Raw genomic sequence first — 13,272 nt, 5'->3', positions numbered from 1 at the left:
GGGCACGACGGCACGACGGCAGGACGGACACGGTCCGGGACGCGTCCCGGACCGGTTCGCAACAGTTCGGAACAGTTCGGAGACGAACGGAGAGGTGATCGATGGGCGTCGCGGGACCCTTCCCCGGCTCGGCGGGGACGCCGCACGGGCCGGTGATGGACCGGGACGAGGTGGACCGTGCGCTGGCGCGGCTCGGCGCGGAGCACGAGGCGGTCGAGACCTCGCTCCTCGCCCTCCAGGACCACGCCGGGCGACGGCTCCTCGAAGGGGCCGAGCTGACCGGCGTCACCAAGGAGCGCTGGGCGGCCGCCGAGCAGTCGATCACGCTGCTGTGGAACTACTTCGACGCGTACACCGACGCGCTGACGGACATCCGTGAACTGCGCGCACGCCGCCGCTGGTCCAGTCGCGAGGACCTGGCCGAGCTCACCGAGCGGCTGCGCGGCCGCAGCGTGACGGTGGCCGGCCAGGCCGCGGCGCCGGCTCCGTCGCTCACCGGACGCGCCAGGCTCTCCGAGCAGTTCACGCTCGAGGAGCTGGTCGCCCGGATGAACGAGCTGTACGCGGCCGCGCTCGACATGGTCGTCGCCGCGGACGCGGTGTGGTCGGCGCTGCCCGCCCGGATCGACCTGCTCTCCGCCGAGCTGCAGCGCACGCGTTCGCTCGCCCGTTCCGTGGGCGTCCGGCCCGGGGAGCACCCCTCCGGGGACGACCTGGAGGACATCACCCACGAGCTGTCCGCGCTGCGTGCCCAGGTGGTGTCCGACCCGCTCGCCTTCTGGCGGCCCGCACCCGGCAGTTCGGCGCCGGGCGGCGGCCGCCCTGACACCGACCGGTACGACCGCGCGGCGCGCGCCCTGGAGGACGTGCGCCGGGAGATCGAGGCCGTCCTCCAGGTCCGGCAGGACTCGGAGGAGCGGCTGATGAGGCTGCGCGACGTGCTCTCGCGCGCCGACCGGACGCTGACCGAGGCCCGCTCGGCGCGCGGCGAGGTGCTGGCGAAGATCGCCGCGTCCGAGGTGCCCGCGGTCAGCGGGCCGCCCACGGCGCTCCAGGAGCGGCTGGCCACGGCCGCCGAATACCGGCGGCACTCCCAGTGGCACCGGCTGTCGCCGCTGCTGGAGTCGCTGGAGCGTGAGGCCGAGGACGAACTGCACCGGGCCAGGGAGTCGTTGACGGCCGTCACCGCGCCGCTGGCCGTGCGCGCCGAGCTGCGCGGCCGGCTCGACGCCTACAAGGCCAAGGTCGCCCGGCACGGCATGGCGGAGGACCCGCTGCTGATCGAGCGGTACGACGCGGCCCGGCGGATGCTGTGGAGCGCGCCGTGCGATCTGCGGGCCGCCGAGCAGGCGGTGCTGCGCTACCAGCAGGCCGCCGCCGAGGTGCTGGTGCCGAGACAGGGCGGAGCGGAGCCCGAGGACCGCAGGGGGGATTCATGAGCGGGACGACGAACTGCCAGCGGCCCGGCTGCGAGGGCTCGTACGAGGACATGGGCGGCGGTGAGATGTACTGCGACACGTGCGGTCTCGCGCCCGTCGTGTCCCCCACCGGCATGGTCGGCTCGCAGCCCACCGGCATCGCCGGCGGCGGCCGCGACTCCTCGTCGGCGCGCGGCGGTTCGCGTTCCTCACGGGCGTCGTCACGGGCGTCGTCGCGGTCGTCGTCCTCGCGCCGTTCGGTGTCGGGCAGGCTGTCGCGGTCGCTGAGCGGCAGCAGCACGTCGTCGCGCTCCGTCTCGGTGCGCAGCTCGGGTTCGTCCACCGCCTCCTCGGGACGCGGCAGGCTGGGCGCCGGCCTGGTCGCCGTGCCGGAGGTGCCGCGGCCGGACCCGCGTACGGCGGTGATGGCCGACCCCGAGGTGCCGGAGCGGAAGCGGTTCTGCTCGCGCTCGGACTGCGGGGCGCCGGTGGGCCGCGCGCGCGGTGACCGCCCCGGGCGCACGGAGGGCTTCTGCACCAAGTGCGGCCACCCGTACTCCTTCGTGCCCAAGCTCAAGGGCGGCGACATCGTGCACGGCCAGTACGAGGTCGTGGGCTGCCTGGCGCACGGCGGTCTCGGCTGGGTGTACCTGGCGGTGGACCGCGCGGTGTCCGACCGGTGGGTGGTCCTCAAGGGCCTGCTGGACACAGGCGACCAGGACGCGATGGCCGCGGCCATCTCGGAGCGCCGCTTCCTCGCCGAGATCGAGCACTCCAACATCGTCCGCATCTACAACTTCGTCGAGCACCTCGACCAGCGCACCGGCTCCCTGGACGGCTACATCGTCATGGAGTACGTGGGCGGCAAGTCGCTGAAGGAGATCGCCAACGAGCGCCGCGGCCCGGACGGCCGGCGCGACCCGCTGCCGGTCGAGCAGGCGTGCGCGTACGGCATCGAGGCGCTGGAGGCGCTCGGCCACCTGCACAGCAGGAACCTGCTCTACTGCGACTTCAAAGTCGACAACGCCATCCAGCAGCAGGACCAGCTCAAGCTGATCGACATGGGCGCCGTCCGCAGGATGGACGACGACGAGTCCGCCATCTACGGGACCGTCGGCTACCAGGCCCCCGAGGTCGCGGAGGTCGGCCCGTCGGTGGCCTCCGACCTGTACACGGTCGCGCGCACGCTCGCGGTGCTGACCTTCGACTTCCAGGGCTACACGAACGTGTTCGTGGACTCCCTGCCCGACCCGGAGCACATCCAGGTCTTCCGCACCTACGAGTCGTTCTACCGGCTGCTGGTGCGCGCCACCGACCCGGATCCGGGGCGCCGGTTCGCCTCGGCCCAGGAGATGGCCGAGCAGCTGACCGGGGTGCTGCGGGAAGTCGTCGCGATGCAGACGGGCCGGCCGCGCCCGGCCCTGTCGACGCTGTTCGGACCCGAAGTGCGCGTGACCGACACCGAGTTGTTCGCGGAGCTCGACGAGGACGTCTCCGTGCTCGGCGCCCGTCGCACCCCGGGCGCGCGCCGCCCGAAGGTCACGGCGCACAGGAGCTCTCCGGCAGCCGTGCCGCCCGGAGCACCACCGACGCCGTCGCTGCCCGGCGCGCCCCCGCCTCCGGCCGGCCTCCCCGGCCCCGCGGCCCCTGCCCCGGTGCCCGCCCCGCGCACACCGGACGGCGCGACCGCGCTTCCGGCGCTCGCCCCGCACCTCGCCGTGCTCGACACGCGCGGGGCCGCCCTCGCACTGCCGGTCCCCCGTGTCGACCCCAACGACCCGAACGCGGGCTTCCTCGCCGGTCTGATGGCCTCGGCCCCCGCCGAGCTGATCGCCGCGCTGCACGCGGCCGCGGCGAGTTCGCCGGAGACGCAGCTGCGGGAGCTGCGCGCCCGGCTGGAGATGGGCGATGTCGCATCCGCGGCCGGGACGCTCGCCACCCTGGAGGGCGCGCGGCCGGACGACTGGCGCGTCGTCTGGTACCGGGGCGTCACCTCGCTGGTGACGGGCGACCACGAGGCGGCGGCGCTGTCGTTCGACGCGGTCTACGACGCGTTCCCGGGCGAGAGCGCGCCCAAGCTCGCGCTCGGCCTGTGCGCCGAGGTGCTCGGCCAGCTCGACAACGCCGCGGAGTACTACCGCCTGGTGTGGACGACCGACCCGAGCTTCGTCAGCGCCGCGTTCGGGCTCGCCCGTGTGCGGATCGCCGCGGGCGACCGTGCCGGGGCCGTACGGACGCTGGAGTCGGTGCCGGAGGTGTCCATCCACTACACGGCGGCGCGGGTGGCCGCCGTGCGGGCCAGACTGCGCCGGCGCGCCGCGCACGAGCCGCTTCTGGGTGACCTGTCGGCGGCCGCCGCGCAGGTGGAGGCTCTGGGAGGCTTCGGTCTCGACCCGGTGCGACGCGAGAAGCTGGCCACCGAGGTGCTCGGGACGGCGCTCGACTGGGTACTCTCCGGAAGTCCCGGAGCCCTGTCGTCCGTTCCGACCGCACCCCCCGCGCCGAGCGGGAGCACACCGACCGTGCTGCTCGGCAGCGAACTGGACGAGCGCGGCCTGCGCTTCGGCCTGGAGCGCTCCTACCGGGTCCTGGCCCGGCTCGCCCAACGCGGTGAGGAGCGGATAGAGCTGGTGGAGCGGGCCAACCGCTACCGCCCCCGGACGTGGGTGTGATTGATGGCGCAGATGCACCAGCCGGCCGACGGCACGGCCTGCCCCAGCTGCGAGGAGCCGGTGGAGCCCGGCGACCGGTTCTGCGGAGCCTGCGGGTACGACCTGTCGGCCGGTCCCGTACCGTCGCCGGACCGCCCCACCCTGGCCATCGGGACACCCGTGGAGTGGCCGGCCGCCACCGGCGCCGACACGTCGGGCCTGTCGCCGCGCACACAGCAGCCCGGGGACCTGCCCGGCACCGACTCCGACGGCGGTGAGCTGTCGGGCCCCGGCGTCCGCTACGACACCCCGCCCTCGGGCGACTTCGAGCTGGCGGCCCCGGACCCCGCCAGGGCCGCGCCGGCCGACCCGCGCGCCGCCGAGCTCCCGCCGGCCTCGGGGACCCGTGGGGCGTCGGGGGCGCCGGGGGCGTCGGGCGGCAAGCTGTGCGTGGCCTGCCGGTCGGGCCACGTCGATCCCGACGGCTACTGCGAGCACTGCGGCCACGCCCAGCCACGGGAACGCGACCACATGGAGCAGGAGCTCGAGTCGGTCGCCGCCGTCAGCGACCGCGGCCTGCGCCACCACCGCAACGAGGACGCGTTCGCGGTCGCCGCCACCTCCCTGCCGGACGGTTCGCCCGCCGTCGTCGCGGTCGTCTGCGACGGCGTCTCGTCGGCGACCCGCCCGGACGAGGCGTCGGCGGCGGCCGCCCGCACGGCCAGCGAGCAGCTGCTCGACTCGCTGCCGCGCGGCACCCACCCCCAGCAGGCCATGCACGAGGCGATCGTCGCCGCCGCCACGGCGGTCAACTCCCTTGCCGCGGACGCCGGAAGCGAGGAGCCCGACCAGGGCAGCCGGCAGAACGCGCCGGCGTGCACGATCGTCAGCGCCGTCGCGGCCGGCGAACTGCTGGTCGTCGGCTGGGTCGGCGACAGCCGCGCCTACTGGGTGCCCGACGACCGCAGCGGCCCGCCCGCGCGGCTCACCGAGGACGACTCGTGGGCGGCGCAGATGGTCGCCGCCGGCCTGATGAACGAGGCCGAGGCGTACGCGGACGAGCGCGCGCACGCGATCACAGGCTGGCTGGGCGCCGACGCGTACGAACTGGAGCCGCACACCGCGTCGTTCAAGCCGGACCGCTCCGGCGTGGTCGTGGTCTGCACAGACGGCCTGTGGAACTACGCGGAGGGCGCGGACGAGATGGCCCGGGCCGTCCCCGCCGACGCGGCCGAACGGCCGTTGCACAGCGCCCAGGTGCTGGTCGGCCACGCCCTCGACGGCGGCGGCCACGACAACGTCACGGTGGCGGTGCTGCCGTTCGCGGTCCCGGCCGAAGGGGCGGCACCGGCCTGAGCGGTGGCCGCCCGGCCCCTGCCCGCTCCCCCGTCGACCACGCCCTGACCGCTCCGACCGCCCCGTCCTCACTACCAGGCCGCAACGGTCCACCGGGCCGCGCCTCGCGCCCCGGCCCGACCTGTCCCGACCGTCCTGACCTGTCCCGACTCTCTGCCCAGGTGGAGCCCCGAGGAGCCGATACAGATGGCCGTTTTCTCCAAGTCCCAGGTGCCGCAGTTCTCGGTCGACGTCTACCAGAACGAATACCTTCCGGAGGGCGGCCGCGAGGTCAACGCGATCGTCACCGTGACCGCGACCGGTGGCGGCACCACCGGCGGCGTGCCGCTGCCCCGGGCGACGTCGACGCCCTCGTCCGTACCGGACCGGGCGGCGCCGGCCGCCGGAGTCGTGATCATGGTCGACTGCTCCGGCTCCATGGACTACCCGCCGACGAAGATGCGCAACGCCCGCGACGCCACGGCCGCCGCCGTCGACACGCTGCGCGACGGCGTCGCGTTCGCCGTGGTCGCGGGCACCCACAAGGCCGTCGATGTCTACCCGGGCGGCGGGCGGCTCGCCGTCGCCGATCCGGCCACCCGGGCCCAGGCCAAGGAGGCGCTGCGCCGGCTGAGCGCGGGCGGCGGCACCGCGATCGGCACCTGGCTGCGGCTGACCGACCGGCTGCTCTCCTCCGCGGACCTGGCCATCCGCCACGGCATCCTGCTCACCGACGGCCGCAACGAGCACGAGTCGCCCCAGGACCTGCGGGCCGCGCTGGAGGCGTGCGCGGGACGGTTCACCTGCGACGCCCGCGGCGTCGGCACCGACTGGGAGGTCAAGGAGGTCACCGGCATCGCCTCCGCGCTGCTCGGCACGGCCGACATCGTCGCCGATCCCAGCGGCCTGACCGCCGACTTCACGCGGATGATGGAGAACGCGATGGGCAAGGGGGTCGCGGACGTGGCGCTGCGGCTGTGGACGCCCGTCGGCGTGGAGATCGCTTTCGTCAAGCAGGTCGCGCCGACGGTCGAGGACCTCACCGGGCGGCGTACGGAGGCCGGGCCCCGGGCCGGCGACTATCCGACCGGTTCCTGGGGCGACGAGTCGCGCGACTACCACGTCTGCGTGAGAGTCCCGGAGGCGGGAATCGGCCAGGAGATGCTGGCGGCCCGCGTCTCGCTGATCGTCCCGGCGGCGGACGGCGGCGCTCCCGAGGTCCTGTCCCAGGGGCTCGTACGGGCGGTCTGGACGGACGACATGGCGGCGTCGACCTCGATCAACCCGCAGGTCGCGCACTACACCGGCCAGGCGGAACTGGCCCAGGTCATCCAGCAGGGTCTGGACGCCCGCAAGGCGGGCGACGTCGACGGCGCGACGGCGAAACTGGGGCGTGCCGTGCAGCTCGCGGCGCATTCGGGAAACGAGGACACTGCGAAACTGCTTTCGAAGGTGGTGGACGTCGTCGACGTGGCGACCGGTACTGTGCGACTGAAGGCGAAGGTCGCGGAGGCGGACGAGATGACTCTCGAGACGCGCTCCACCAAGACGGTTCGCGTGAAGAAGTAGACACGAACAGCACGCACGAGCAGACGTGATCGGCCCTTGGGCCGGAGAGGGAGAGGGGGACGCGCCGACATGCCGACCTGCCCGAACGGACACCAGTCGGGTTCCGACGACTGGTGCGAGGTCTGTGGCCACCGCATGGCCGGTCCTGGCGCTCCCCGGGGAGCCGTTCCGCCACCGCCTCCGCCACCGCCGTCCTACGGCTACCCGGGCCCCGGCGGCGATCCGAACGCCACGGCCCAGGCCGAGCTCTGCCCGCAGTGCCGTACGCCCCGTGAGGCCATGGCCCCGTTCTGCGAGGAGTGCCGGTACAACTTCCTCACGAACACGGCCACGTCGTACACGCCGCTGTCGCCGCCTCAGCAGCCCGGCCTGAACCTCCCGCCCGGCTTCCAGTCGCAGCCCGGGCCGCCCGCGCCGCCGCCGCACCAGGGGCCGCCGCCGCATCAAAGCCCGCCGCCGCATCAAGGCCCGCCGCCCCACCAGGGGCCGCCTCCTCCGCCGCAGCAGCGTGACCCGTTCGAGTACCAGGGCTCGCGGCCGTCGCAGATGAACCGGCCCGCCGAGCCGCTGGGCCAGGAGCCGTCCGGGCCGCAGCAGCCTCCGCAGGCGTTCCAGCAGGGCGGTCCGCCGCCCCCGCCGCCCGCCTTCCAGCAGTCCGGTCCCCCCGCTCCGCCCGCGTTCCAGCAGTCCGGTCCCCCGGCTCCCCCCGCGCCGCCGCAGCCTCGGCACACGGGCGGGGGCGACGACTGGATGCTGCCGCCGCCGTCGCGCACGCAGTCGCCCCCGCCGCCGGCGCCCCCGAGCCCGCAGCCACCCCAAGGGTCACCGGGGCCGGCGCCGTTCCAGCAGCAGGGCGGGCAGTCTCCGCAGTTCCCGGGCGGGCCGGCCCCGATGGGCTGGACGGCCGTGATCGGGCCGGACCGCGAGTACTTCATGGCGATGATGCAGCGCAGCGGCCCGGAGGCCACGGGGCTCAACCTGCCCGCGTACTCCCCCGAGCAGCGCCTGCCGCTCACCGGCACGCAGGTCACCATCGGCCGCCGCAGGCACTCGACGGGCGAGTCCCCGGACATCGACCTGTCCGTGCCGCCGGAGGACCCGGGCGTCTCGCACCAGCACGCGGTGCTGGTCCAGCAGCCGGACGGCTCCTGGGCCGTCGTCGACCAGAACTCGACGAACGGCACGACGCTCAACGGCGCCGAGGACCCGATCCAGCCCTATGTCCCGGTCCCGCTGAACGACGGTGACCGGGTCCACGTCGGCGCGTGGACGACGATCAGGGTCCACCGCGGCTGAAGTCCCCCCGCCCCGGACCGGGCCACCGGTCCGGGGCTGGCCACGCCCGAGGCGGACAGGTACAGAGTCCAGCCCGAGCCTCTGCCCACCATCCTCCAGGGCGAGCCCGGTGAGAGCGGGAAGGGCAGCAAGGCGCCAGGCGCGTCGAAGCCCAAGGAGGGGGCGTCCTGGACCACCTCGACGACTTCATCGACTTCTTCCGTCCGACCTGTTTCTCCTTCGCTCCCGCGCGTTCGACTTCAGGCCCAACGTGACCTGTATCACCCCTCGATTCATGGACCCCGAGCCGGCCGCCCCCACGCCCGCCCCCTCCCCGCCCAGCGACCTCGACGAGTTCGCGTCTGCCGAGGCACCGACCCTTGTGGTGACGGCCTATCCTGAGCCTCAAACGCTCGACGCGTAACCGCAGGTCGGGCGAGCGGGCAGGTAAGATCGGGATGGTGCCGGTTGGGGCAGCACACCACGTTCAGCGAGACGATGCTGCCCGACCGGTTGTAGTACACCCAGCTCACGTCGACGCCGACCGGCAGGACTTCGAGCGCATACTCCCGCTTCGTCTCCAGACTCGCGTACGCCTGCTGCCCGTCGTCGCGCTCCATCGGCGGGTTGTCGAGGAAGTGCTTCGTCATCCAGTCGAGGGGCGCGGTGGTGTCAGTCCACGTCCGCTCATGCGACGCCTGCTTGCGCTTCAAAAGCCAGTACCCCGACATCATGGGCGGCAGGTTCGAGGCCGGGAACTCGGCTGCGACCTCGCGATACCGCTGAAGGATGCGGATGGCCGTCTTGTCCTCGTCGGAAGCAGGAGGCTCGGGAGGGTCAGGATGCGGAGGCCGCCGGTCACCTTCCCGGTGGTAGCTGTCGGGCGATCCGATCCACGGGCCGTAGGCGTGGAAGTGTCCTGTCCAGGTCATGCGCGCCTTCCTGGGAGAGAAGGCGGGCCGCCCTCGCCAGTTCGAGGACGACCCACCGGGGTTGAGATGTGTAGCAGGGTCAGGCGGTCAGGCCCCGCCGCTTCACCCAGCCGAGGGCGAAGTCGTCCAGCTCGGACCCGGTGTAGCGCAGCTCCTTGCCAGCGCCCTCGGGCTTGGAGTCGCGGACGATGAACGAGTCGGCCGCGCCGGGGATGGCGGCGAAGTCGACGCAGCCCGCACTGACGCCAGCCGGGCGGGCGTCTGTGCCGACCTCCTGGCCGGTGAGGAGGCCGACCGCCAGAGCAACGATGAGGCCGAGCAGGGTGAGTACGTAAACCACCTGTTGCGCTCTGGGGCTCACGCTGCACCCGTCCCGCTCCTCTGGGTGTAGATCCACAGCAGCCGGCGCGTCAGGTCGGCGACCTCGCGCATGAAGAAGTAGGCCGTGAAGGTCGGGGCGTTCTCGGTGGGACGGTTCTTCAGGTCGAGCACCCTGTACGCCTTGCGGCACTGCTGCCTGACCATCTCGTCCTCGTCAGAGCCCAGTTCTTCGGCAAGGAGCAGTTGTAGGTGCCCGACCAGGACCGGCGTCTTGGCGTCGATGTGCTCGCGGGTCGAAGTGCCCAGCCTCATGGCGAGCGCTGCGTCGGTGCTGTCAGTGATCAGCTCGACGTCGATCGGTCCGTCACCGTGTTCGGCCCTCGTCACTTCAAATCTGCTCGTCTCGGTCTTCACGGCGTTTCCCTCGCTGGCTGACGGCGGTTTCACCGAATGGAGACAAGCGTTCCGCGCGAAAGGCGTGTGGGCCACGGCGTTCATGGGTCAGTGTTGGGACACCTCTGGGACATGGGACAGCACCATGGTTGAGAGCGGCACGGTCAGGGGAAGGGGGCCTGTATGAGCATCGCCGAGAGGCGCAGGGCTCTGGGCTTCACCCAAGAGGGGTTCGCCTTCGCGGTGGGCGTCGACCGGCGCACCGTGGGCCGTTGGGAGCGGGGTACGTCCAGACCCCAGCCTCCCCAGCGGCCGAGAGTTGCCGAGGTGCTACAGATGGACCTCGAAGAACTCGACGCCTTGCTCGCCCCGGCCCAGGTGCCGCTGAAGCCAGAGCAGTTAGGGTCGAGCGCCGACGACGGCCCAGGGGACACAGACAAGATGATCCGACGCGAGTTTCTGCGCCTGATGGCGGTCGCGGGCGCGCTCGCCGCCGTCCCGATAGACGAGGCGGACGCCCAGGGAGGCCCCGATGACTTCGGGCGCATGAACAGCCACCTGTGGCAGGTCTACCAGCTCTCGCGGGCCAAGCACTCGGTGTATCCCGTGGTCCAGTCTCAGCTCACCGCGCTGAACGATGCGCTGCGCGACGGGCGAGCCCAGACCAGCCCGCTGTGCATCGCAGCCGGCGACCTGTTCCAGCTCGCGGGCGAGCTGGCCTTCGACGCCAACCGGTACGACGATGCCGCCGCCTCGTACTCGCTGGCGGCCAGCGCGAGCAAGGAGGCCGGCGCGTACGACCTCTGGGCCTGCGCCCTGATCCGCAGTGCCTATGTAGACCTCTCGGAGCGTCGCTACCAGCAGGCCGCGGACACCCTCGGAGCGGCTCGCCGCGTCGCGCTGCGCGGGGATGGCAGCCTTGCGACGAAACACTGGGCTGCCGCAGTCCAGGCCGAGGCGTACGCGTGGCTCGGCGACTTCGATGCCTGCGAAGAGGCGCTCGACGAGGCCGAGAAGGTGGCCGACATCGGGGGGCAGGTGTCCAACGGCGGCTGGCTGCGCTTCGATGGCTCACGTCTGGCGGAGGAGCGCGGGGCCCGGTACTTGCAGCTCGACCGGCTGGACCTGGCAGAGGCTGCTCTGAAGGATGCGTTGACGCTTGCGCCGCTCGCTCCTGGACACTCCTTCCGGCGTCGTGGTGCTGTGCTCGCCGGCCTAGCGGCCATCGGTGCCAAGCAGAAGGACTCCGAGCAGGTCATGCACTACGGGGGCGAAGCTATCCGTCTGGCGCGGGCCTCCGGGTCCGGCTACGTCGCCCGTAGACTCCAGACCCTGACTGCCGAGCTGGGCTCCTTCGGGCGCGACCGGCGTGTAGCCGAGTTGAGGGCCGAGATCGGCACCCTGACGGTATGACGAGAGGGGATGGCATGACCACCGAGGGCGCTCGAGTCTTCCGCGAGGCGTGGATCGCGGGAGTGCACAAGCACTTCCCCGGCGAGCCGAAGCCGAGCTACGTGACCCCGTGGGAAGAGACGCCCGACTGGGAACGTGCGGCGGCCGGCGCGGTGTTCGAGCAGGTGCGCCAGTTCCTCGAACTGAGCGGCGGTCACGCTTCCCGCCTGACACGCGAGCAGAAGGGCCGCTTCGTCGCGACGAGCTGGACGGCGCAGATGTTCAAGCACTTCGAGGACCCGAAGCCGGGGTACGTGGCGGACTGGCCCGACCTGCCGGACTGGCAGAAGGAGACCGACTCGGACATCTTCGAGGCCGTCGAGGACAGCCTGAAGTAGGCCCCGTAACGCACGAAAGATCCCCAGCCCTGTGGCCTGGGGATCTTCGTGGTGCGCTCAACCGCCGTGCTGCGACGGCAACTTCGACAGTGCGCAGGTGCGCGCCCGTCTAGGTATCGTGTAGTCACGAATCTATGGGATGAAGTTTGTCCCTTTTTTTGGTTTTTCACTGTATGTGTCGGACGGTTATCGGCCCGCCGTCTGACAGCTCGTTGCCTTAACTCGTCGCATCGCACTGATATCTGCTACGCGAGAGTGCTGCTGTGGGCCGATCGGCAGACCTCGACCGCACGACTCCTCTCACCAGGGGTGCTCCCGGCACGGACATGCGGGGAGCGTCTGTCCCCGTGGCCGGAGTGCGTGTGACCACCCGAAGTTGGGGTGGCCGGTCGACGTCTGCTGGACCTGGCCGAGTCACCCCCTGACTTGGCGAGGAGCCTTGGAAGTGAATCCATACGTGTGGGTGGCCGCTCTTGCCGCCGCACTGCTCTCCACCTGGATAGCCGTGCTCGTGGGCTTCACCATGGGCGGAGACAAGAAGGAAATAGCGACGTACGGGGGAAGGCGTTCGTCGCCAGCCTGCTGGTAAGCGGGACCTTTATGGGCGTGTTCGTTGCAGCAGCTGCCCTGAACTGAGCGCCTGGCAACGCGAGGAAGCCCCCAGTCGGCTCGCTGGGGGCTTCGCTCATGTTGCGGCTCGGCAGTGCCCGCACTACCGCTCAGCGCACCGGGCAGGCTCCGGTTGCGCAGTCTTCGTCCGTGGAGTCCTCGATCGAGGGCACGTCGTAGGAGTTGAACTCCTCCTCGGTGATCCGCTCGTAGGGGCTCTGCGGGCGGGTGCCATCCGGCATCAGGGTGGCGCCCTTCAGCTCGGGCAGCCAGCGCCTGATGATCTCGGCGGCTTCCTCGACGGCGTACTTGCCCTCGGGGAAGTTCACCGTGAACGAGACGGCGTTTTCGGCCCAGCACTCCTGGTACATCGCCTGGAAGGCGAGCGTCTGGTGCAGGTCCAGCTCGTCGGCGGACTCGACGATGGCCGGGTCCAGGCCGAGGGACTCGGCCTCGGCGACGAGCTTCTCCTTCGTCGGGTAGGCCACGACCATCGTGTTGCCGCTCTGGTCGCAGACGCACTTCTCGACCAGGTGGCCGGCGAGCATGGCGCCGTTGACCGTCTTGGCCTGCGCCGGGTCCGGCATGGAGAAGCGGACTCGGCGAATGAAGTGCCGGGCGTAGATCGGGTGGATACCCTCGCTCACTCCGGGGAGCTTCGCGATCGAGCCGGTCAGTGCGACCGTGGTGACCTTCACCGGCTCGGGGATGCGCAGCTCGAAGGCGTACTTGCGGGCCTGTTCACGGACCGTGTCGTACAGGTCCATGAGCGGGGCGTGGAACGCCTCGTTGTACGGGGCCTTCGAGTAGCGGATGCCCTGCTTGGCGAGGAAGCCCTGCACGCCCAGGCGGCCGACCCCGATCCTGCGGTTACGGGCCAGGAGGCCGGCCTGCTGGGCGTCGTTCACGTCACCATAGGTGGCCCGGATCATGAAGCGTGTCATCAGCTAGTGCGCCCGGTGCAGATCCCCCGGACCGG

The 13,272-nt window shown here is 71.9% G+C and carries 12 protein-coding genes; 8 read left to right on the top strand and 4 right to left on the bottom strand.

Translation table 11 applies throughout. The features are described 5' to 3' along the window. The first annotated feature begins 101 nt into the window (after positions 1-101). The 5 genes from QFZ82_RS25975 to QFZ82_RS25955 all read left to right on the top strand — a co-directional run bounded on the left by QFZ82_RS25975 (position 102) and on the right by QFZ82_RS25955 (position 8,269). Positions 102-1,439: a hypothetical protein gene (locus QFZ82_RS25975; protein ID WP_307715453.1), complete on the top strand. Its 1,338-nt coding sequence runs from the start codon at positions 102-104 to the stop codon at positions 1,437-1,439. Further along, the gene (locus tag QFZ82_RS25970) at positions 1,436-4,090 is read left to right on the top strand and encodes a serine/threonine-protein kinase (RefSeq protein WP_307715452.1); all 2,655 of its coding nucleotides are present in this window, start codon (positions 1,436-1,438) and stop codon (positions 4,088-4,090) included. Before QFZ82_RS25975 ends, QFZ82_RS25970 begins: the two co-directional genes overlap by 4 nt. 3 nt (positions 4,091-4,093) lie before the next feature. After that, complete coding sequence (locus QFZ82_RS25965) at positions 4,094-5,425, top strand: PP2C family serine/threonine-protein phosphatase (protein ID WP_307715451.1); 1,332 nt, start codon at positions 4,094-4,096, stop codon at positions 5,423-5,425. A 186-nt stretch (positions 5,426-5,611) separates the two neighbouring features. Continuing rightward, a complete protein-coding gene (locus QFZ82_RS25960) occupies positions 5,612-6,973 on the top strand; it encodes a VWA domain-containing protein (protein ID WP_307715450.1) in 1,362 nt (453 codons plus the stop codon). 69 nt (positions 6,974-7,042) lie between these two features. Beyond that, positions 7,043-8,269: an FHA domain-containing protein gene (locus tag QFZ82_RS25955; RefSeq protein WP_307715449.1), complete on the top strand. Its 1,227-nt coding sequence runs from the start codon at positions 7,043-7,045 to the stop codon at positions 8,267-8,269. Positions 8,270-8,541: 272 nt separating this feature from the next. Here QFZ82_RS25955 and QFZ82_RS25950 read toward each other — a convergent pair whose 3' ends face one another. The 3 genes from QFZ82_RS25950 to QFZ82_RS25940 all read right to left on the bottom strand — a co-directional run bounded on the left by QFZ82_RS25950 (position 8,542) and on the right by QFZ82_RS25940 (position 9,915). Further along, on the bottom strand, positions 8,542-9,180 hold the full coding sequence (locus QFZ82_RS25950; protein WP_307715448.1) for a hypothetical protein: 639 nt from the start codon (positions 9,178-9,180) through the stop codon (positions 8,542-8,544). 79 nt (positions 9,181-9,259) lie between these two features. After that, positions 9,260-9,520, bottom strand: a complete 261-nt coding sequence (locus QFZ82_RS25945) for a DUF397 domain-containing protein (protein ID WP_307715447.1) — start codon at positions 9,518-9,520, stop codon at positions 9,260-9,262. A gap of 17 nt (positions 9,521-9,537) precedes the next feature. After that, positions 9,538-9,915, bottom strand: coding sequence for a hypothetical protein (locus tag QFZ82_RS25940; RefSeq protein WP_307715446.1), 378 nt, complete (start codon positions 9,913-9,915; stop codon positions 9,538-9,540). Positions 9,916-10,077: 162 nt separating this feature from the next. Here QFZ82_RS25940 and QFZ82_RS25935 point away from each other — a divergent pair, with 162 nt between their 5' ends. From QFZ82_RS25935 to QFZ82_RS25925, 3 genes are all read left to right on the top strand, one after another. Further along, positions 10,078-11,307 (top strand): helix-turn-helix transcriptional regulator, encoded by a 1,230-nt coding sequence (locus tag QFZ82_RS25935; RefSeq protein ID WP_307715445.1) that lies wholly within the window; start codon positions 10,078-10,080, stop codon positions 11,305-11,307. Positions 11,308-11,321: 14 nt separating this feature from the next. Beyond that, the gene (locus QFZ82_RS25930) at positions 11,322-11,684 is read left to right on the top strand and encodes a hypothetical protein (RefSeq protein ID WP_307715444.1); all 363 of its coding nucleotides are present in this window, start codon (positions 11,322-11,324) and stop codon (positions 11,682-11,684) included. Between the two features lie 445 nt (positions 11,685-12,129). Then, positions 12,130-12,273 carry a hypothetical protein gene (locus QFZ82_RS25925; protein WP_307715443.1) on the top strand — a complete coding sequence of 48 codons (144 nt, stop codon included), beginning with the start codon at positions 12,130-12,132 and terminating at the stop codon, positions 12,271-12,273. Positions 12,274-12,403: 130 nt separating this feature from the next. Here the strand turns inward: QFZ82_RS25925 and QFZ82_RS25920 are convergent, their stop codons facing one another. Then, positions 12,404-13,237, bottom strand: a complete 834-nt coding sequence (locus tag QFZ82_RS25920) for a hypothetical protein (protein WP_307715442.1) — start codon at positions 13,235-13,237, stop codon at positions 12,404-12,406. Positions 13,238-13,272 lie beyond the last annotated feature (35 nt).

Source organism: Streptomyces sp. V4I23 (assembly GCF_030817975.1).
Lineage (GTDB): Bacteria > Actinomycetota > Actinomycetes > Streptomycetales > Streptomycetaceae > Streptomyces.
This window is presented reverse-complemented; position numbering and strand designations above follow the sequence as displayed.